General features: G+C 39.1%; 24 protein-coding genes, 1 rRNA gene and 2 other annotated features. All 25 genes read right to left on the bottom strand.

Annotated elements, in window-relative coordinates:
• Window positions 1-148: 148 nt before the first annotated feature.
• Window positions 149-751 (bottom strand): class I SAM-dependent methyltransferase, encoded by a 603-nt coding sequence (locus ACFX40_RS25845; RefSeq protein WP_028410366.1) that lies wholly within the window; start codon window positions 749-751, stop codon window positions 149-151.
• A gap of 112 nt (window positions 752-863) precedes the next feature.
• On the bottom strand, window positions 864-1,226 hold the full coding sequence (gene rplL / locus ACFX40_RS25840) for a 50S ribosomal protein L7/L12 (RefSeq protein WP_013054917.1): 363 nt from the start codon (window positions 1,224-1,226) through the stop codon (window positions 864-866).
• Between the two features lie 44 nt (window positions 1,227-1,270).
• Window positions 1,271-1,771, bottom strand: a complete 501-nt coding sequence (gene rplJ, locus ACFX40_RS25835; protein ID WP_013054916.1) for a 50S ribosomal protein L10 — start codon at window positions 1,769-1,771, stop codon at window positions 1,271-1,273.
• Window positions 1,772-1,811: 40 nt separating this feature from the next.
• Window positions 1,812-1,955 (bottom strand) — a sequence feature (ribosomal protein L10 leader region).
• A 65-nt stretch (window positions 1,956-2,020) separates the two neighbouring features.
• Window positions 2,021-2,716 (bottom strand): 50S ribosomal protein L1, encoded by a 696-nt coding sequence (gene rplA / locus ACFX40_RS25830; protein ID WP_013054915.1) that lies wholly within the window; start codon window positions 2,714-2,716, stop codon window positions 2,021-2,023.
• Window positions 2,717-2,826: 110 nt separating this feature from the next.
• Window positions 2,827-3,252, bottom strand: coding sequence for a 50S ribosomal protein L11 (gene rplK, locus ACFX40_RS25825; protein ID WP_013054914.1), 426 nt, complete (start codon window positions 3,250-3,252; stop codon window positions 2,827-2,829).
• Window positions 3,253-3,417: 165 nt separating this feature from the next.
• Window positions 3,418-3,951, bottom strand: coding sequence for a transcription termination/antitermination protein NusG (nusG, locus tag ACFX40_RS25820; RefSeq protein ID WP_013054913.1), 534 nt, complete (start codon window positions 3,949-3,951; stop codon window positions 3,418-3,420).
• 195 nt (window positions 3,952-4,146) lie between these two features.
• Window positions 4,147-4,326 (bottom strand): preprotein translocase subunit SecE, encoded by a 180-nt coding sequence (secE, locus tag ACFX40_RS25815; RefSeq protein ID WP_013054912.1) that lies wholly within the window; start codon window positions 4,324-4,326, stop codon window positions 4,147-4,149.
• A gap of 53 nt (window positions 4,327-4,379) precedes the next feature.
• The gene (gene rpmG, locus ACFX40_RS25810) at window positions 4,380-4,529 is read right to left on the bottom strand and encodes a 50S ribosomal protein L33 (RefSeq protein ID WP_028410365.1); all 150 of its coding nucleotides are present in this window, start codon (window positions 4,527-4,529) and stop codon (window positions 4,380-4,382) included.
• Window positions 4,530-4,610: 81 nt separating this feature from the next.
• Entirely contained in the window at window positions 4,611-5,261 is a 651-nt protein-coding gene (gene sigH / locus ACFX40_RS25805; RefSeq protein WP_013054910.1) for an RNA polymerase sporulation sigma factor SigH, read from the bottom strand.
• Window positions 5,262-5,329: 68 nt separating this feature from the next.
• Window positions 5,330-5,839: an NYN domain-containing protein gene (locus ACFX40_RS25800; protein WP_013081364.1), complete on the bottom strand. Its 510-nt coding sequence runs from the start codon at window positions 5,837-5,839 to the stop codon at window positions 5,330-5,332.
• Between the two features lie 2 nt (window positions 5,840-5,841).
• Window positions 5,842-6,585: a 23S rRNA (guanosine(2251)-2'-O)-methyltransferase RlmB gene (gene rlmB / locus ACFX40_RS25795; RefSeq protein ID WP_028410364.1), complete on the bottom strand. Its 744-nt coding sequence runs from the start codon at window positions 6,583-6,585 to the stop codon at window positions 5,842-5,844.
• Complete coding sequence (locus tag ACFX40_RS25790) at window positions 6,575-7,000, bottom strand: Mini-ribonuclease 3 (RefSeq protein WP_013054907.1); 426 nt, start codon at window positions 6,998-7,000, stop codon at window positions 6,575-6,577. Before ACFX40_RS25790 ends, rlmB begins: the two co-directional genes overlap by 11 nt.
• Window positions 7,001-7,007: 7 nt before the next feature.
• A complete protein-coding gene (gene cysS / locus ACFX40_RS25785; RefSeq protein ID WP_028410362.1) occupies window positions 7,008-8,405 on the bottom strand; it encodes a cysteine--tRNA ligase in 1,398 nt (465 codons plus the stop codon).
• Window positions 8,395-9,051 carry a serine O-acetyltransferase gene (gene cysE / locus ACFX40_RS25780; RefSeq protein ID WP_025753192.1) on the bottom strand — a complete coding sequence of 219 codons (657 nt, stop codon included), beginning with the start codon at window positions 9,049-9,051 and terminating at the stop codon, window positions 8,395-8,397. The genes cysS and cysE overlap by 11 nt, the downstream gene beginning before the upstream one ends.
• 72 nt (window positions 9,052-9,123) lie before the next feature.
• Window positions 9,124-9,348 (bottom strand) — a binding site (T-box leader).
• A 39-nt stretch (window positions 9,349-9,387) separates the two neighbouring features.
• A complete protein-coding gene (gene gltX, locus ACFX40_RS25775) occupies window positions 9,388-10,845 on the bottom strand; it encodes a glutamate--tRNA ligase (protein WP_028412658.1) in 1,458 nt (485 codons plus the stop codon).
• A gap of 105 nt (window positions 10,846-10,950) precedes the next feature.
• The gene (gene ispF / locus ACFX40_RS25770; RefSeq protein WP_013054903.1) at window positions 10,951-11,430 is read right to left on the bottom strand and encodes a 2-C-methyl-D-erythritol 2,4-cyclodiphosphate synthase; all 480 of its coding nucleotides are present in this window, start codon (window positions 11,428-11,430) and stop codon (window positions 10,951-10,953) included.
• On the bottom strand, window positions 11,427-12,128 hold the full coding sequence (ispD, locus tag ACFX40_RS25765; RefSeq protein WP_377257154.1) for a 2-C-methyl-D-erythritol 4-phosphate cytidylyltransferase: 702 nt from the start codon (window positions 12,126-12,128) through the stop codon (window positions 11,427-11,429). Before ispD ends, ispF begins: the two co-directional genes overlap by 4 nt.
• Before the next feature lie 25 nt (window positions 12,129-12,153).
• Window positions 12,154-13,251, bottom strand: coding sequence for a PIN/TRAM domain-containing protein (locus ACFX40_RS25760; RefSeq protein WP_013054901.1), 1,098 nt, complete (start codon window positions 13,249-13,251; stop codon window positions 12,154-12,156).
• 147 nt (window positions 13,252-13,398) lie between these two features.
• A complete protein-coding gene (disA, locus tag ACFX40_RS25755; protein ID WP_013054900.1) occupies window positions 13,399-14,478 on the bottom strand; it encodes a DNA integrity scanning diadenylate cyclase DisA in 1,080 nt (359 codons plus the stop codon).
• Between the two features lie 3 nt (window positions 14,479-14,481).
• Window positions 14,482-15,858, bottom strand: coding sequence for a DNA repair protein RadA (gene radA, locus ACFX40_RS25750; protein WP_013054899.1), 1,377 nt, complete (start codon window positions 15,856-15,858; stop codon window positions 14,482-14,484).
• 123 nt (window positions 15,859-15,981) lie between these two features.
• On the bottom strand, window positions 15,982-18,423 hold the full coding sequence (gene clpC, locus ACFX40_RS25745) for an ATP-dependent protease ATP-binding subunit ClpC (RefSeq protein ID WP_014462041.1): 2,442 nt from the start codon (window positions 18,421-18,423) through the stop codon (window positions 15,982-15,984).
• 20 nt (window positions 18,424-18,443) lie between these two features.
• Entirely contained in the window at window positions 18,444-19,517 is a 1,074-nt protein-coding gene (gene mcsB / locus ACFX40_RS25740; protein ID WP_013054897.1) for a protein-arginine kinase McsB, read from the bottom strand.
• 3 nt (window positions 19,518-19,520) lie between these two features.
• Window positions 19,521-20,063: a protein-arginine kinase activator protein McsA gene (gene mcsA / locus ACFX40_RS25735; RefSeq protein ID WP_025753183.1), complete on the bottom strand. Its 543-nt coding sequence runs from the start codon at window positions 20,061-20,063 to the stop codon at window positions 19,521-19,523.
• A gap of 41 nt (window positions 20,064-20,104) precedes the next feature.
• Window positions 20,105-20,566, bottom strand: coding sequence for a CtsR family transcriptional regulator (locus ACFX40_RS25730; RefSeq protein ID WP_013054895.1), 462 nt, complete (start codon window positions 20,564-20,566; stop codon window positions 20,105-20,107).
• A 235-nt stretch (window positions 20,567-20,801) separates the two neighbouring features.
• Window positions 20,802-20,877: ribosomal RNA gene (gene rrf, locus ACFX40_RS27610) — 5S ribosomal RNA — on the bottom strand; the annotation flags it as partial.

Below are 20,877 nucleotides of genomic sequence, written 5' to 3'. Positions count from 1 at the left end.
ACCACAATTTCATAAAAACGTACTATTGATTTTATTAGTTTTTCCCATATAATTCAAAATTATACCTTTTATTTTATGTATAACCCGAGCTTATATGGAATATTTATATATTGGCATTTTATAATGCTAACATACTAAAAAATATTAGTCAACATTTTTTAGCACATATGATATAATACCCTTTTTTCTTGTCTACTACTTCTACTTCATTAAATAGAGATTCTAATTTCGCAAGAGCAGATGGCGCTCCTTGCTTTTTCTGAATCACAATCCAAAGTTCTCCTTGGTCAGCAAGGTGATCTAATGATTTTTCTAGAATTTCATGAACAACTTTTTTACCCGCACGGATCGGCGGATTACTAAGAATAGCTGCAAAATTCGTTTCCTTCACATTTTCATAGCAAGAGCTTTGATAGATTGAAACATTGGATACTGAATTAACTTCAGCATTTTTTTGAGCTAGTGCTAATGCACGTTCATTAACATCAACCATATGAACGTTTCTTTGGCTGTCCTCTTTTGCAAGTGCCAACCCAATTGGGCCATATCCGCACCCAACATCCAGAAGCGGGCCGGGACTCTCGGGCATTTGAAACGTTTCAATTAACAGGCGCGATCCAAAATCGATCTCTTTTTTTGAAAAAACACCGCGGTCACTCGTAAATGAAAAAGAGGTTCCTCTCAATTCAAATGAAAAGCGCTCTTCATTACTTGCAGACAATGGTGTATTGGAAAAATAATGTTCTGTCAAAATAGAACCTCCTAATCAATATGTTCTTCTTTACTATAAATGAAAAGGATGACAGAAGCAAAAAAGCTCGCTTGTACAAGCGAGCTTTTTTATATCAGTTGTTAAGCAATAATTACTTAACTTCTACAGAAGCGCCAACTTCTTCAAGTTTAGCTTTTGCTTCTTCAGCTTCTTCTTTAGAAATACCTTCTTTAAGAGCTTTTGGAGCGTTATCAACGATTTCTTTAGCTTCTTTTAAGCCAAGACCAGTGATTTCACGTACTACTTTGATAACTTTGATTTTTTGTCCGCCAGCACTTTCAAGTACTAGGTCAAATTCAGTTTTCTCAGCAGCAGCTTCACCAGCAGCACCGCCAGCTACAGCTACAGGAGCAGCAGCAGTTACGCCAAATTCTTCTTCGATTGCTTTTACTAAATCGTTAAGTTCTAAAACAGTCATATTTTTAACTGCTTCAATGATTTGTTCTTGAGTCATTGTTAATTTCCTCCTTGTGATTGTGTTATATATAACAGACTAGATTATGCACCTTGTTCTTCTTTTTGATCTGCCACAGCTTTTGTAGCAAGAGCAAGGTTGCGAATTGGAGCTTGAAGCACGCTAAGCAACATAGAAAGTAAGCCTTCGCGAGATGGTAGTTCTGCAAGTGCTTTAATTTCTTCAACAGATGCAACATTACCTTCAATTACACCAGCTTTGATTTCTAACGCTTCGTGTTCTTTCGCGAAGTTGTTTAGAATTTTAGCTGGAGCAACAACATCTTCTCCACCAAATGCGATTGCATTTGGACCTACTAACGCATCATTAAGATCTGTTAGTTCAAGTTTTTCTACAGCACGGCGAGTTAAAGTGTTTTTGTAAACTTTGAACTCAATGCCTGCTTCACGTAATTGCTTACGAAGTTCAGTAACTTCAGCAACATTCAAACCACGGTAGTCAACGACAACTATTGAGTTACTCGCTTGAAGTTTTTCAGCAATTTCGTCTACGACTTGTTTCTTTTGTTCAATTACGTTGCTCATCTTTACACCTCCTGTAGATTTCCTTCCGTACACTCAGACAAGGTGCAATAAAAAACCTCCATGACAATAAAGACATGGAGGTGTAGTAAGCGAACCATAACGTTTCACTAATTTATCTCACACACCTCGGTAGGGAATTAAGCTTTGCAGCACCTACTGTCTACGGTACAAATGTTATTCTTTTTAACAACATTATCTATTATAATCAGGGACTTTCAAAAAGTCAACACCGATTTATTTCCAAATTTATTAAGCAGAGAATGAAGCAGTATCAACTTTGATACCAGGGCCCATTGTTGAAGTAACAGCTACGTTCTTCATGTATGTGCCTTTTGCTGCTGCCGGCTTAGCTTTTACCATAGTTTCGAAGATTGTAGTGAAGTTTTCAACTAACTTGCTCTCTTCGAAAGATACTTTACCGATTGGTACGTGGATGTTACCAGCTTTATCAACGCGGTATTCTACTTTACCAGCTTTGATTTCGTTAACTGCTTTTTGAACATCAAATGTTACTGTACCAGTTTTAGGGTTTGGCATTAAACCTTTAGGTCCTAATACACGACCAAGTTTACCAACTTCACCCATCATGTCTGGAGTAGCTACGATTACATCGAACTCGAACCAACCTTGTTGGATTTTGTTGATGTAGTCAGCATCGCCAACGTAGTCAGCGCCTGCAGCTTCAGCTTCTTTAGCTTTTTCGCCTTTAGCGAATACTAATACACGTTGAGTTTTACCTGTACCGTTTGGTAGTACTACTGCACCACGAATTTGTTGGTCAGCTTTCTTAGGGTCAACTCCTAAACGGAATGCTACTTCTACAGTTGCATCAAATTTAGTTGTGTTTGTTTTCTTTACTAATTCAATCGCTTCTTGTACTGAATAAGTTTGTGTACGATCTACAAGCTTAGCAGCTTCAACGTACTTTTTACCTTTTTTAGCCATTTTTGTTTCCTCCTTATGTGGTTTTAACGGAATAACCTCCCACTAATAAAGGTTGCGAGCATAGGAAAACTTCCATTTCTCGCAACCTTCTAACACCCAATCAAATGGAATTAGTCTTCAACTACGATTCCCATACTGCGCGCTGTACCTTCTACCATGCGCATTGCAGATTCAACGCTAGCAGCGTTTAAGTCAGGCATTTTAGTTTCAGCAATCTCACGCACTTTGTCACGCTTGACTGTTGCAACTTTATTACGGTTTGGTTCACCAGAACCAGACTCAATACCAGCCGCTTTCTTAAGTAGTACAGCAGCAGGTGGAGTTTTCGTAATAAATGTAAATGAACGGTCTTCAAATACCGTGATTTCAACAGGAATGATAAGACCAGCTTGATCAGCTGTGCGAGCGTTAAACTCCTTACAGAAACCCATGATGTTAACACCGGCTTGACCTAATGCAGGACCAACTGGTGGCGCTGGATTTGCTTTACCTGCAGGAATTTGTAACTTAACAAGTTTAATTACTTTTTTAGCCACGAGACACACCTCCTTAAGTCCGTGATGTGGTAATAGGGCGATGCCCTCCCACTCAATGTTCTTTATATATAAAATAAAGAAATAGTTGTTTTAGTCTCTAGTTTTGAGACATACTGACTTATGAAATATTAACATTAAACTTCATGAATTGCAAGGTCTTACAGATTATATTTTTTCAATTTGTGTAAAGTCTAGCTCTACTGGCGTTTGTCTTCCGAACATATCCACATGAACCTTAACTTTACGTTTATCTGTATCGATTTCTTCAATGGTACCTTCAAAGTTTGCAAACGGACCTTCTTGAACCAATACTGTTTCTTTTAGTTCAAAGTCAAAGTCAGCATGCTTCTCGTCCATGCCCATTTGTTTTAAGATCATTTCTACTTCTTCTGGTAGAAGAGCAGTTGGCTTTGATCCAGAACCTGCTGAACCTACAAAGCCCGTAACGCCAGGTGTATTACGAACTACATACCATGAATCATCCGTCATGATGATTTCAACTAACACGTACCCTGGAAATACTTTTTTCTTTGTAATCTTTTCTTTGTTGTTCTTAATTTCTCTTTCTTCTTCTTCAGGAACAACAACGCGGAAAATTTTATCTTGCATACCCATTGTTTCTACGCGCTTTTCTAAATTTGTTTTTACTTTATTTTCATATCCAGAATAAGTATGGACTACATACCAATTTTTCTCCATTTCTGAGGACTATACGTCCTTCCCTCCCAGCTCACTATAAAATAAGATGTCCTAATCTATTGCACAGACAACGCACTAGGAAAATAGTTGACTCCTAGCACAATCATTCTTAAAGCAAATTAAAAAACCCGTCTCCGGGCTTTTCTGAAAAAAACATAATTTAGCTTTATTATACCATGATTTAAGTCAATTTATTCAAGGGATTAAACGAATAAGTGACGAAATTCCGTAATCAACTACTACAAAAAAGAGTGTCATAAATACAACTGTAGAAATAACAGTAATTGTATAACGAGTTAGCTCATTTTTTTTAGGCCAACTTACCTTCTTCATCTCACGCCCAACATCACGCAAGAAATTTCCTACACGGTTCATGTTTGTAACCTCCAATAAATTAAAAGGGGTATTAGTCTGTGCAGATTATTGATCTACTTTGTTTCACGATGAATCGTATGTGCGTTACACGTTTTGCAAAACTTCTTCATTTCTAAACGCTCTTCGTTTTGCAGTGTGTTTTTCATAGTCGTATAGTTACGACTAGCGCATTGCACACACGCAAGTACAACTTTTTTACGCATAATGTCAACCACCTATAGAGTGATAATGTCTATAAAAAAGTATCACAGACTTTCTTAGCATGTCAATATGAGGATAGAAGGCTACATTGTGATTTCACGAATCTCGAGGTAGCGCTCTAATTTCCTCTTCACACGCTGAAGTGCATTATCGATGGATTTGACGTGGCGGTTTAACTCTTCTGAAATCTCTTGATAAGATTGACCATCTAAATAAAGAACGAGAACTTTTCGCTCAAGATCACTTAACAGTTCAGCCATCTTTAATTCAATATCATCAAACTTCTCTCGATTAATGAGCAACTCTTCTGGATTTGCTACTTTTGTCCCCGAAATAACATCCATTAAGGTTCGGTCGGACTCTTCATCATATATTGGCTTGTCCAATGATACATAAGAGTTTAATGGAATATGTTTTTGCCTTGTTGCGGTTTTAATAGCGGTAATAATTTGCCTGGTAATGCAAAGTTCAGCAAAAGCTTTAAACGAAGTTAGCTTATCTTCTCTAAAATCTCTAATTGCCTTATATAACCCTATCATACCTTCTTGTACAATATCTTCACGGTCTGCCCCAATTAAAAAATATGACCGCGCCTTTGCTCGCACAAAGTTTTTGTATTTATGAATCAAATACTCTAATGCGTCAATATCGCCTTTATGCACAAGATCGACAACTGTTTCATCCTCTTGTTGTTCGAAATGAGCATGCAGTTTTCTCCCATAATTATCGCCCATATCGATCCCCCCGACCGCACAGTAGATAGAAATATTATACAGTAGCTAATTCCGTACCGTCAATAACCTCACCGCTGTCCCCGACGCCATTTTTCGAAAATTTCGGCTACTTGATTGGAAAGTTGAATGCGTGCCGCTGGCTTTTGATTTTGAATAGACTTCACATCAAGATTAATATGTTTCTCAATCTGCTCAATTTCGTTGTACAATTCTCGAGCAGAAATTCTAAGCGCACCTTGTCCAAAGATTGCCCACTGCTCCGTGAAATCAGATGTAGCAACATGAATCTGTGTCTTTACATTGTTTAGCTCTTGAGCCAGCTTTTCAATGTACTCATCCGCTGTTTCATTTTCTCTTGTAAATACAACGTCAACCTTATGATTTTTTGCCTTCTTTTCAATTCCTTCGACCATATGAGCATCGAAGACAATAATGACACGATAACCCATATATGCTTGATACTCTGCCATCTTTTCGATTAACAGGTCTCGAGCACCGGCTAAATCATTATCTCTAAGCTTTCTTAGGTCGGGCCACGCACCTATCATGTTATAACCATCCACCAGTAGAATATCCATTCTTATTCACCTAGAGGATGGCGTTTTCGGTAAACCTCATACATGAGAAGACTAGCTGCTACAGATGCATTTAACGATGTAACATGCCCAACCATTGGAAGCTGTACAAGGAAGTCGCATTTTTCACGAATCAAACGACTCATGCCTTTTCCTTCGCTTCCAATCACTAACGTAAGCGGCATACCTCCATCTAAGTTGCGGTAATCATCGCTTTCTTTCGCATCTGTTCCAACAATCCATACGCCTCGATCTTTTAATTCATCAATCGTCCTTGATAGGTTTGTTACCCTTGCTACGGGAACATGTTCAATCGCTCCTGTAGAGGCCTTAGCTACAGTGGCCGTTAATCCAACTGAACGGCGCTTTGGAATAATAATACCGTGTGCGCCAATGGCATCGGCTGTTCGCATAATAGAGCCTAAATTATGGGGATCTTCAAGCTCATCTAGCAGAAGAAAAAACGGACTTTCATTACGTTTTTCCGCTAAGTTAAATAAATCATCTAACTCTGCATACTGATAAGCAGCCACTTGTGCAGCTACTCCTTGATGAATACCGTCTACCATTTGCTCAATTTTCTTTTTCGGTACAAACTGCACCAATACACCATTACGTTTTGCTAACTGCGTGATTTGCCCCATAGAACCGCCTTGCGATCCTTCGGCAATCCATAGTTTGTTAATGTCGCGCCCAGACTTTAGGGCTTCTAGGACCGGATTACGTCCAATGATAAATTCATGTTCCATGATTCATTCCTCCCTCTCCTTCATCGACGAAAGAGATAGCTTTAGTAATAAGTTCCATCATTCGTTCTTCTTCACCTAAAAGATACAAATAGCCTACGACCGCTTCAAATGCCGTACTGTAGCGATACGTTTGCACATCTGTGTTTTTAGGGACTGTACCGGACTTTGCATTGCGTCCTCGGCGCAGTACACCTTCTTCTTCCTCAGTAAAAAAGTTTTCATTTTTAAAATAATATACGATTTGCGCTTGTGCTTTTGCTGATACGTATTTTTTAGCTTTATTATGAAGCTGGTTAGGGCGCACTGTCCCTAACACCAGCAGGTGGCGGCGAACATGTAAATCAAACACCGCATCACCCATATAAGCAAGAGCTAAGCTATTTAGCTGTTTTACATCTAATTTACTGCTGCTCATAACACTATTATCCTCTTTTCCATCTTGTTCCTTGCGCCGTATCTTCTAAAATAATATTTTTAGCCTTTAATTCATCTCGAATTTGATCTGCTAATTGGAAATTACGATCTTTACGAGCCTGAATACGATCTTGGATCAATTGATCAATTTCTTCGTCTAGAAGTTCAGCTTCTCCAAACGTAATGCCTATTGCAGCACCTAATTCTTTAAACTCTTTAATAAAGGCTTCAATTACATCTGTAGACGTTGTTTGTTCTAACAAATACAAGTTAGCTTGCTTTGCTAGCTCGAACAGAACAGAAATAGCATTTGCCGTATTAAAATCATCATCCATCTCTTCAACAAACGTTTCGCGAAGCTCTTTTAGCTTTTCGAACCATTCTGAAGCATCTTCTTGAAGATTTGTTGCTGCCTCTAGACGGTGAGTTAAGTTGCCGTAAGCTGTTTGCAGACGCTCAAGCGCTTTGCGCGTATTCTCTAAAATTTCTTCGTTATAGTTAATTGGGTGACGATAGTGAACAGATAAAATAAAGAATCGAAGTAGGGAAGGATCATGCTTTTTAATAATGTCATGAACTAACACGAAGTTCCCTAGTGATTTAGACATCTTTTCATTATCAATATTGATATACCCGTTATGAAGCCAGTATTTCGCAAACGATTTCCCAGTGAGCGCTTCTGATTGGGCAATTTCATTTTCGTGATGAGGGAAAGCTAAATCCTGACCGCCTGCGTGGATATCAATTGTATCACCTAAATACTTGCGTGCCATCGCCGAGCACTCGATATGCCAGCCCGGTCTTCCTTGACCCCAAGGGCTATCCCATGCGATCTCTCCATCTTTGGTTGCTTTCCAAAGAGTAAAGTCTAATGGATCTTCTTTCTTTTCGCCAACTTCGATACGAGCACCGGATTGCAATTCATCAATAGACTGATGTGATAATTTTCCGTATCCTTCAAACTTACGTGTACGATAGTATACATCACCCTCTGACTCATACGCATAACCTTTTTTCACAAGTTCATCAATGAACTCAATAATGATATCCATATTTTCAGTTACGCGCGGATGCACATCGGCATGCTTGCATCCAAGAGCTGACGTATCTTCAAAGTAAGCATCGATAAAGCGGTTTGCGATCGTTGGAACATCTTCTCCTAACTCTTTTGCTGCCTTAATTAATTTATCATCTACATCTGTGAAGTTTGAGACATACTCTACATCGTAGCCTCTAAATTCTAAATAGCGGCGCACCGTATCAAATACAATCGCAGGACGCGCGTTTCCAATATGAATATAGTTATACACCGTCGGTCCGCACACGTACATTTTGACTTTGTTTTCTTCCAGCGGTACAAACGTCTCTTTTTGACGTGTTAACGTGTTATATAGCTTAATTGCCATGGTGAATCTTCCCTTCTTTTAATTCCTTTAATTGATTTTGCAGGTGTAAAATTTCTTTCTCTAGCTGTTTGAAACGCTCTGCATCTGGATCTGGCAAATCTTGATGATTCAAATCTTTTGGAATCCGGACGCCATTTTGAATGACGACTCGGCCAGGGATACCAACAACCGTTGAGTTTTCTGGGACGTCATTTAACACAACTGAACCTGCTCCAATTTTGGAGTGTGCATGAATCGTAATCGACCCTAGCACTTTAGCACCTGTTGCAATTAAGACATTGTCTTCAATCGTCGGGTGACGCTTTCCTTTTTCTTTCCCTGTTCCTCCGAGTGTTACTCCTTGATATACTGTTACATTATCTCCAATTTCGCACGTTTCCCCAATCACAATTCCCATTCCGTGGTCAATAAAAAAGCGGCGGCCAATTTTCGCACCCGGATGGATTTCAATCCCTGTGAAGAATCGGCTAATTTGTGAGATTACACGTGCCAGAAAAAACCACTTTCTTTTAAAAAGCCCGTGAGCGAATCTATGTGCCCAAATAGCATGCAACCCCGAATAGGTTAATATCACTTCAATATAACTTCTTGCTGCAGGATCTTGTTCAAATATGGCTTCAATGTCTTCCTTTAACAACTTTAGCATCATCTCACCCCAATTCCGCTATTCCTCTATCTACTCATTGATTGTATAAAAAAACGCCCCTATGTCAAATGACACAGAGACGTATATACGCGGTTCCACTCTGTTTGGATCAACAAACGATCCCAACTCTTCTCTCATAACGTGAAAGTACCCGCTTTTGCCTACTTACTTTAGCAGCATTCAACAAAAGACTCAAAGGCGCACTTCAACAAGTTTTGTCATAGGTTACTTTCAGCCGGTGATAACCCTCTCTGATATGCAATGAACTTGCCTACTCTTCCTTCTCAACGATATCCATATTTGATTATTTTATCATATGGGCAAAATAGAAATTTGTTAACTATAAATGCTTTCTAGACGAGCTAAAACTGTTTCTTTCCCTAAAAGAGAAATAGCTTTTGGAAGCTCAGGACCGTGTGTTTCGCCTGTTGTTGCTACACGAATTGGCATAAATAGTTTTTTACCTTTTTGACCTGTTGCTTTTTGTACAGCCTTTGTTGCTGCCTTAATTTCATCAGCGCTGAATTCTTCTAAGGAAGAAATCTCTTCAGCAAATGCTTTTAACACTTCCGGTACTTGCTCTTCAGCAAGCACTGCTTTTGCTTCTTCACTGTAATCAATTTCTTTCTTAAAGAACATTTCAGTAAGTTCAACAATCTCCGCGCCAAAGCTCATTTGTTCTTGGTATAGAGCGACTAAGTCACGTACCCATTGTTCTGTTTCTGCATCGCGCGTTTCTTCAACTTTTCCAGCTTTCACCAAGTGAGGAACTGATAAAGCTACTACCTCGTCTAAATCCAATTGTTTCATGTATTGGTTGTTCATCCAACGTAATTTGCTTGTATCAAATAGTGCTGGAGATTTTGATAAACGAGCTGGGTCAAAAATTTCAATGAACTGTTCTTTAGAGAAGATTTCTTCTTCTCCCACAGGTGACCAGCCAAGCATTGTAATAAAATTAAACAGTGCTTCCGGCAAGTAGCCTAATTCTTTATATTGCTCAATAAACTGAATGATTGACTCATCACGTTTACTTAGCTTACGGCGATTTTCATTTACGATTAATGTCATATGACCAAATACAGGAGGCGTCCAGCCTAAAGCTTCATACACAAGAATTTGCTTCGGTGTATTAGAAATATGGTCATCTCCGCGTAGAACATGTGTCATCTTCATTAGATAATCATCAATGGCTACAGCGTAGTTATATGTTGGTGTACCGTCTTTTTTCACAATAACGAAGTCACCAATGCCTTCAGACTCAAATGATACTTCATCTTTGACAATATCATTCCACTTAATTTCTGTGTTGCTAGGAACACGGAAGCGAATGCTTGGCTCACGGCCTTCTGCTTCTAGTTCAGCACGCTGTTCAGCTGTTAAGTTACGGCACTTACCTGAATAGCGCGGCATTTGACTGTTCGCCTGCTGTTCTTCACGCTCTTTTTCAAGCTCTTCTGACGTACAGTAACAGTGATAAGCTAATCCTTTTTCAAGAAGTTCTTCCGTATATTTTTGATAGATTTCCGTACGTTCAGACTGGCGATAAGGACCGTACTCGCCGCCTACATCGATACTCTCATCCCATTCAATACCTAACCATTTTAAATAGCGCAGCTGACTTTCTTCTCCGCCTTCGATATTACGCTTTTGATCTGTATCTTCAATACGGATAATAAATTTACCGTTTTGATTTCGTGCAAATAAATAATTAAATAGTGCTGTTCTTGCATTCCCTATATGAAGATGTCCAGTTGGACTCGGGGCATAACGAACTCTTACTTCGCTTGACATAACTAAGATGACCTCCAATTTAATATTACTTATAGTATGTATTTATATGTTTTAGACATGTTCTAATTTTATCACCAAATAGGTATCTGTCAAAGTCAACTGTTTTTATTTTTGATAAACTAAAACGGCTGCTTGGGCGGCAATTCCTTCTTCGCGTCCCGTAAAGCCTAACTTTTCTGTTGTTGTTGCCTTGACGTTAATTTGAGAAATGCTTGCTTCTAACAGCTGCGCAATACGCTCTCTCATTGGTTCAATGTAAGGAGCCATTTTAGGTTTTTGCGCGATAATGGTGCAATCTACATTGCTTAATTCATAACCTTCATCTTTTAGCAGTTTCCATACGTGTTGAAGAAGCTTTGCTGAATCAGCATCTTTAAATTCAGGGTCTGTATCCGGAAAATGCTTTCCGATATCTCCTTTAGCCGCCGCTCCTAATAAGGCATCTGCGATTGTATGTAACAGCACATCTGCATCTGAGTGGCCTAATAATCCTTTTTCATACGGAATTTCTAAACCGCCGATGATTAAAGGTCTTCCTTCTGCAAATTCATGTACGTCGAAACCTTGTCCTACTCGAATGTTCATTTTTCCACTCCTTCAGTCCTGTTTAGCTTTGTTAATATAGCTTCTGCATATAACAAATCTTCTGGTGTTGTTAGTTTTATATTATCGTAATTTCCCTCTACAATCGATACTTTTTGCCCCGCTTTTTCTACTAAGCTTGCATCATCGGTGCCTAAGTATTCATTTATTTTTGCTTTTTCGTGTGCATCCATTACTACATCAAAAAGAAAAGCCTGCGGCGTTTGAATAGCCCACAAGCTAGAGCGCTCAACTGTTTCAATGACAGTACCCTGTTTCACACGCTTAATTGTGTCTTTTACTGGAACAGCCAGCACAGCAGCCTTATCACTAGCAGCTTTTTCTACTAACTCATGGATTGTGTTTTGTTGAACAAATGGACGAGCGCCATCATGAATTAATACCATCTGAGCCTGCTTTAAACTTTTAAGACCGTTATAAACGCTATGTTGACGTTCATCGCCTCCAACTTTCAAAGATTGAACCTTTTGAATTGGATATTTGATTAATAACTCTTCAAAAATCTGCACTTCTTTTTCGTTTACGACTAGTACAATTCCACTGCACCAAGGATCTTGTTCGAATTTTTGCAGCGTATGAATGATAAGCGGAACGTTTTGAATAGTTAAAAATTGTTTGTTCCGCCCCGCTTTCATTCGCTTCCCCTGACCTGCAGCTAACACGATAATTTCATACTTCATAGGTATACTCCCTTTACCTGTTACGTCACAGTGCTTTTTCTAATAACTTGGGTTTCGCAAAAATCATACGGCCTGCTGAGGTTTGGAGTACGCTCGTCACCAGTACATCAATTTGCTTTCCAATATAATTTCTTCCTTCTTCTACCACAATCATTGTACCGTCATCAAGATAGGCAATACCTTGATTATGCTCTTTACCGTCTTTTATAACCAATACGTTCATTTCTTCTCCTGGAAGTACAATTGGCTTGACGGCATTTGCTAAGTCATTGATATTTAAAACGCCAACATTTTGAAGTTCACATACTTTATTTAAATTAAAATCGTTTGTCACGACCAAACCGGAAGTCAGCTTTGCCAATTTAACCAGCTTGCTGTCTACTTCTTGAATGTCTTCGAAATCGCCTTCATAAATTTCTACCTTCATTGCCAGTTCTTTTTGAATACGGTTTAGAATATCTAGACCTCGTCTACCTCTGTTTCGTTTTAGAACATCCGAAGAATCAGCAATATGCTGAAGTTCCTCAAGCACAAAGCGCGGAATAACAATCGTTCCGTCTAAAAATCCTGTTTGACAAATATCTGCGATACGGCCGTCAATAATAACGCTTGTATCTAAAATCTTAAGAGACTTTAATGATTCTTCGTTATCTGTTTCTTCTTCTTGGCCTTTTTTCTTCCCAATTCGAGCCGGCATCGAAAACACGCTTACAAGCTCATCACGTTTTTTAAACCCGACTTGAAACCCTAAGTAACCTAAAAGAATACTTAGAAAGATTGGTAAAATGGTACTTACTACTTGAAGTTGAATTCTGCCTAAAAAAGCTCCGACCAAGTAGGCCACAATAAGCCCTAAAATCAATCCTAAGCTCCCAAAAAGCACATCCGTTACAGGCGCCTTCAGTAACGCCTCTTCCACTCGGCGAATTAATTCAACTATATAATCAACAATCCAAAACGTGACAAGGAAAAACAAAATGGCTCCCAGTATTGCATCGACGTAAGGCTTTTCTAGAAATGCTACATCTTGCAGATTTAATAATTGAATAAGTTCAGGTATAAAAAAGACGCCCAATGTACCACCTGTAATAATAAAAAATAACTGTACAAAACGTTTTAACACGCCTTCACCTCCCTTTATCATTATAAACAGTTTACAATGATTGAAACCTGTTATTTAACCAAAAAACAGAATTTGTAAACAAACTGTCACTTTTTTTGTATTTTCACAATATCTTAATGAATCAAACATTTAATGTCAATTAATATCCTATAGCTGACGGTTTGTAAGATGCTGCTCTTTTAGTCTTTTCAGTCCTTCTCTGATTTTCCTTGCTCGAATTTCACCGATGCCTTCTACCTCATCCAATTCTTCTACCGACGCATCTGCTATCGTTTTTAAATCCCCTAATTCATCAATGAGATTTTCAATAATAATCGATGGAAGTCTTGGAATTTTATGAAGCATTCGATACCCTCTAGGAATAACGCTGTCTTCAAAGCTTGTATACATGGGATATCCCATTAAGCGAAGGAGCGTTTGGTCATCGAGAAGAACATTATTTGACGGCTGCTGCATGCGTTCAATTACTCGGTAAGGGTCAAAGCTGAGGTCATACATATAATCTTTGATTAATAAAGTTGCTTCTTCCTCTAAGTGGGAAAGTAATTCATTCATTTGGAGACGGATTAGTCTTCCTTCTGTTCCTAACTCGCTAATATAGCTCAAAATTTCATTTTTAATACGCAGAACCATTTCTGTACGATGAAGCGACTGCAGCACATCTGTATGAGTTACTTGCTCTTCAAACTCTAATGCACTGAGACTTGTAATCGATTCGTCTAATACCGCCTTGTACTTTTCAAGTGTCCCAAGCGCTTGATTCGCTTTTGCTAAAATAACACTAATGTCTTTCAATACATACTGCAGAGACCCTTTGTAAAGCGTAATCACATTTCGTCTTTGTGAAATAGCTATCACCAATACACCTGACTGCTTAGCTACGCGTTCTGCTGTACGGTGACGCATTCCTGTCTGTGAAGAAGGAGTAGAGGGATCTGGCATGAGCTGAGCATTAGCAAATAATATCTTGCTTCCGCTGTCGTTTAAAATAAGCGCTCCATCCATTTTGGCTAACTCGTATAAGTGCGCAGGTGTAAATGCACAATTAATCGAAAATCCCCCATCCACCATCTTTTTGACTTGTTCATTGTAGCCCATAACAATTAAGCCGCCCGTCTTTGCCCGCAAGACGTTATCGATACCGTCACGAATAGGGGTTCCTGGTGCTACAAACTGCAGAATTTCTGATATTTGTTTTTGACTAACTGTTGTTTTTTCTCCTTCCACTGCTTATCCTCCTAATGTATATTGCAGAGCCTCCGCTACTGTTGATACCCCAATCACATCAATACCATCTGGGACTTTCCATCCCCCTAAATTCTTCTCGGGGATAATAATTCGTTGGAACCCTAATTTTACCGCTTCTTGAACGCGCTGTTCAATTCTAGACACTCGGCGTACTTCACCTGTTAATCCTACCTCTCCTACAATAACATCTGTAGCGCTAGAAGCAGCATCTCTGAAGCTTGAAGCAATGCTAACGGCTACAGCTAAATCGATTGCTGGTTCATCTAATTTCACTCCACCTGCTACTTTTAAATACGCATCTTGATTCTGCAGCAGCATTCCTACACGCTTTTCTAAGACAGCCATGATAAGCGAAACGCGATTATGATCTACTCCCGTAGCCATTCTTCTAGGGTTTCCAAAGCTCGTTGGACTGATTAGCGCCTGCAGCTCTACTAATACGGGTCTTGTCCCTTCCATTGAAGCGACAACAACTGATCCTGCTGCTCCCTGAGACCGTTCTTCTAGAAAGATTTCAGATGGATTCAATACTTCTTCTAGCCCACTTTCTTTCATTTCAAAAATGCCCATTTCATTTGTAGATCCAAATCGGTTCTTAACCGCTCTTAATATACGATACGTATGATGGCGCTCTCCTTCAAAATAAAGAACCGTATCCACCATATGTTCAAGAAGTCTTGGTCCTGCAATGGCCCCTTCTTTCGTTACATGACCCACAATAAAGATGGCAATTCCATTCGTTTTAGCAACACGCATTAGTTCAGCCGTACACTCTCGCACCTGTGAGACGCTTCCTGGCGCTGATGTCACATCAGCATGGTAAATGGTTTGAATTGAATCAATCACCACAAAATCAGGCTGCATGCTTGAGATGGCCTCTAGTATTAATTCTAAGTTTGTTTCTGCATGAACATAAAGCTCTTCAGCTTTTACACCTAGCCTGTCCGCTCTTAACTTCGTTTGTTTGGTTGATTCCTCTCCCGAAATATATAGTACTTTATTTTGTTTCATTGCTAACTGCGCGGAGGTTTGCAAAAGTAAAGTAGACTTTCCGATACCCGGATCTCCCCCTATTAAAACGAGTGAGCCTCTGACAATACCTCCACCTAATACACGATTTAACTCTGCAGAAGGTGTAAAAATTCGTGGTTCTGTTGTAGATTCAATCGCTGTAATTGACTGAGGTTTTTGAACTTTAGAAGCAGTAGCTCCGGAAAAAGCTCCTCGGCGTGATGATTTCGTTTCTTCCATTTCTTCTACCATAGAATTCCAGCTTCCGCATCCGGGACATTTCCCCATCCATTTTGCTGATTCATATCCGCAATGCTGACATGCAAATTTTGTTTTTCGTTTCGCCATTATGTTATCAATCTCTCCGTTCATTCAATCGATTTCTATCTCTATTGTACACTATTTCCTAAGCTAAAATAAAAAGGGAGGCATACGTGTTTTTTCGTATGCCTCGTCTTGGTTTGAGTAAATTTAGCTGATGCTGCTTGGAGCGGAGGATTTAACAACAAATTCTCCTTTGTCTACATCTAGCGTCACTTTCTGACCTTTTTGAACAACTCCTTTTAGCAGCTCTTCAGATAAACGGTCTTCAATATGTTTTTGAATTGCTCTACGAAGTGGACGAGCACCGTATTCTGGATCAAAACCTTCCTCTGCAATCTTATCAATTGCCTCTTTTGTTAATTCAAGATCAATTTCTTGTTCTTTTAAGCGTTTTGTTAACTGATCCGCCATTAATTTAACGATTTCAGCTAAGTGAGGTTTCTCTAATGAATGGAAGACGATAATTTCATCGATACGGTTTAGGAACTCCGGACGGAACGCGCGCTTCATTTCCGCCATTACTTTTCCTTTCATATCTTTGTAGTCTTGCCCTTCTGCTTCTACTGTGAACCCTAAGTGCTTGCTTCGTTTTAATGTATCAGCACCTACGTTTGATGTCATAATTAAAATCGTATTACGGAAATCAACTGTACGGCCTTTTGAATCTGTTAAGCGTCCATCTTCTAACACTTGTAATAAAATGTTAAATACATCCGGATGCGCTTTTTCAATTTCGTCTAAAAGAACAACTGAGTAAGGTTTTCTTCTTACTTTTTCCGTTAACTGGCCGCCTTCTTCGTATCCAACATATCCTGGAGGTGAACCTACTAATCGGGAAGTAGAATGTTTCTCCATGTACTCAGACATATCGATACGAATCATTGCATCTTCATCACCGAAGATTGACTCCGCTAATGCACGTGCAAGCTCTGTTTTACCAACCCCTGTTGGTCCTAAGAAAATGAATGAACCAATTGGACGTTTTGGATCTTTCAAGCCTGCTCTAGCACGGCGCACAGCTTTTGCAACTGCTTTTACCGCTTCTTCTTGCCCAATTACACGAGAGTGAAGAATCTCTTCCATGTTCAGCAGTCTTTCTGTCTCTTCCTGTGCCAGTTTAGAGACCGGTACACCCGTCCAGCTAGATACAACCATCGCAATATCTTCTACGGTTACAGCTGAGTTTTCTTTACCTTGCTGCTCTTTCCAAATTTTCTTTGTGTCTTCTAATTCTTCGCGTAGGCGTTGCTCTGTATCGCGTAAAGATGCTGCTTTTTCGAATTCTTGACTTTGAACAGACGCATCTTTTTCATTGCGTACTGATTCTAATTTTTGCTCTAATTCCTTTAAATTTGGCGGCGTTGTAAATGAACGTAAACGCACTTTTGAACCAGCTTCATCAATTAAATCGATTGCTTTATCCGGTAAGAAACGATCTGAAATGTAGCGATCTGATAGTTTCACCGCTTGCTCGATTGCCTCATCAGAAATAGATACTCGGTGATGCGCTTCATAACGGTCACGAAGCCCTTTTAAGATTTGAATAGACTCTTCCAACGTTGGTTCATCCACTTGAATTGGCTGGAAGCGACGCTCTAACGCTGCATCTTTTTCAATGTATTTTCTGTATTCATCTAAAGTCGTAGCACCGATACACTGAAGTTCTCCACGAGCAAGAGACGGTTTTAAAATATTAGAAGCATCGATAGCACCTTCTGCGCCACCAGCGCCAATTAATGTGTGTAACTCATCGATAAAGAGAATGATATTACCTGCTTGACGAATTTCATCCATTACTTTCTTCAGGCGATCTTCAAACTCTCCGCGGTATTTTGTACCAGCAACGACCGTTCCCATATCCAAAGTCATAACGCGTTTATCGCGTAAAATTTCTGGAACTTCATTGTTGACGATTTGCTGAGCCAAACCTTCAGCGATTGCCGTTTTACCGACACCTGGCTCCCCAATTAATACAGGATTGTTTTTTGTACGTCGGCTTAACACTTCAATAACACGCTGAATTTCTTTCCCACGTCCGATAACAGGGTCTAAGCTTCCTTCGCGCGCTACAACTGTTAAATCGCGTGCTAAGCTGTCTAGCGTAGGTGTATTAGCGTTTGAAGAGCCTCCGCCTTGATGACTTGAAGCAGCTTCATTGCTACCTAATAAATGAAGCACTTGCTGACGAGCTTTATTTAGGCTGACACCTAAATTATTTAAAACGCGTGCTGCAACGCCTTCACCTTCACGAATTAAGCCTAGTAAGATATGTTCTGTTCCTACATAAGAATGACCAAGTTTTCGGGCTTCATCCATTGAAAGTTCAATGACTTTTTTCGCTCGAGGTGTATAATGAATGGTCTGCGTTAATTCTTGGCCTCTGCCAATTAATGCTTCCACTTCTTTTTGAATTTTTTCAGTGCTTAGGCCTAGAGCAGAAAGAGCTTTTGCTGCAATTCCTTCACCTTCGCGAACGATACCTAATAAAATATGCTCCGTTCCAATGTTGTTGTGACCTAGGCGTAGTGCTTCTTCCTGTGCTAAAGCTAATACTTTTTGTGCGCGCTCTGTAAATCTACCAAACATCATATAATCGTCACCCTCCACGTTTAATTTGTGTTTTTATTTATAGTGAGACGTTCTCGAATTAAGGTGGCTCTTTTAATGTCACGTTCTTGAGGCTTTAGGGGACCTCCCGAATACTTTTGTAAAAAGCCTGGCTGCGTCATAATGATAAGTTCATTCAATATATTTTGACTCAGTCCTTTTATATACCCTAAATCGATTCCTAATCGAACATCTGATAAACATTGTGAAGCTTCTTTTGACTCAATAATACGGCTATTGGCCAATACTCCATATGAACGATACACTCGATCTTCTAACTCTACATGAGATGTTTTAAACAGCGCGTCTCGTGCAGAGTGCTCTTGTGTAATCAACTGCTGTACGACACTATTTAAATCTGCCACAATATCTTCTTCAGATTTCCCTAAGGTTATCTGATTAGAAATTTGAAAGATATTCCCTAAAGCTTCGCTACCTTCTCCATAAATTCCTCTCACCACTAAGCCAAGCTGGTTAATAGCGGGAATAATACGATGAATTTGACGGGTCATCACTAAAGCCGGCAGATGCATCATCACGGATGCACGTAGCCCAGTACCCACATTTGTGGGACAGCTGGTTAAATACCCTCTATTTTCATCAAACGCATAATCTACGTATTTCTCAATCCAATTATCTACTTTATTCGCTGTGCTTAAAGCTTCAGATAATTGAAGGCCTGGAAATAAACATTGTATGCGTAAATGATCTTCTTCATTAACCATAATACTCAAATCTTCTTTTTCTGATAAAAAACAAGCTCCGTTGTTATCTCCTTCAGCCAAGTTAGGACTGATAAGATGCTTTTCAACCAACACTTGCTTTTGAAGAGGCTGTAATTCGTTCATCTTTAGTAAATGCAAATTCCACTGATTGGTGTTCTCACTTTTTTGAAAAACTTGCTCGAATACTCGAACCACTTCAACTGCTTGTTCTTTAGAAAAGAGAGTTGGAAAAAGATAATGAGTTAAATTTCGAGCCAGCCTGATTCGACTACTTAGAACAATATCTGAATTCGAAGCTTCTTGACGCATCCAAGAGCTAACAGGCTGGGAAAAGAACAAATCCTGGGACATGAATTACGCTTCCTCCTCTCTCGATTCGTTCATCTTCTTTTCTAGTAATCGAATGTGATCACGAAGTTCGGCTGCTTTCTCAAACTCCTCTTTTTCGATATACTCTTTTAAGTTCAATCTTAATGCCTGTAATTCCTTTTTTAAATGAAGATTACTTGCAATTCTTGCTGGTATTTTTCCGTGATGTAGATAATTACCTCCATGCAACCTCTTCAAGAAAGGAATAAGAGGTCGCTCAAATGTTTTGTAGCAATCTGCACATCCAAACCTGCCGATTTTAGCAAATTTTTGATATGTCATGCCACAAGTAGGACAAGAAAGAACCTCCTGACTTTGTTGCTTATAATTTTCAGTTACTGCTGGATCTAGGTTAAGTAGGCCAGCTAGTAAGTTATTGATTGAAAAACCTTGCTGATTTGAAAAAGAAAATGCATCTCCATTTTCTGAAGCGCATTGTTCACATACATGCATCTCCGTCTTTTCACCATTAATGATTTTTGTGAAGTGAAGAGTTGCAGGTCTCGTTTCACATTGCTGACAAATCATCCTGTCATCACTCCCTGTTCTAAATAAAATAGATCATGAGCTTATCGGTAGCGTAATGAATTAAGCATTGCTTTTAAAAGATTGGCCCTTAGCTCATCACGATAAGGAAGTTCAATATTAATAACTGAACGATTGATAACACTCAACATGATTTTTGCTTCTCGTTCTGTGATGACTTTTTCTTCAACTAACCTAATAATGACGTTTTCAGCACTTACTTGTGAAATTTCATTTTGAATCATCTCAATTACTTGCTGAAACAAATCCGCTGCATCATGCATTTTTACTTTTGCAATACGAATAAAGCCGCCGCCGCCTCGCTTACTTTCTACAAGATAACCTCTTTCAACTGTAAAACGGGTATTGATAACGTAATTAATTTGCGACGGAACGCATTGAAATTTATCAGCAATCTCACTGCGCCTTATTTCAACAATTTCTCTTTCACTTAATTCAAGTACTTGTTTTAAATACTGTTCGATAATGTCAGAGATATTTGGCACGCTGCCCCCTCCTTCTGACTTTGACTATATTTGACCTTAATTTAAATATAAAAGGAAACGAAAAAATTTTCAACTATGTACTATTAAAGTTTATTCTTTACTTTTATCGTTGCCACTAAAATTTATTTCAAAACCTGCAAATCGTGAATTTTATTGTTCTTACTATACTTTTTCATAAAACAAATAAATTGTAAACAAAAAAGGACTAGCTAAAATAGCTAGTCCTTTTTCAGGTGCCTGGCAACGTCCTACTCTCACAGGGACAAAGTCCCAACTACCATTGGCGCTAAAGAGCTTAACTTCCGTGTTCG

It is taken from the genome of Priestia sp. YIM B13552 (assembly GCF_042787775.1).
In the GTDB taxonomy this organism is placed as follows: domain Bacteria; phylum Bacillota; class Bacilli; order Bacillales; family Bacillaceae_H; genus Priestia; species Priestia megaterium_E.
This window is presented reverse-complemented; position numbering and strand designations above follow the sequence as displayed.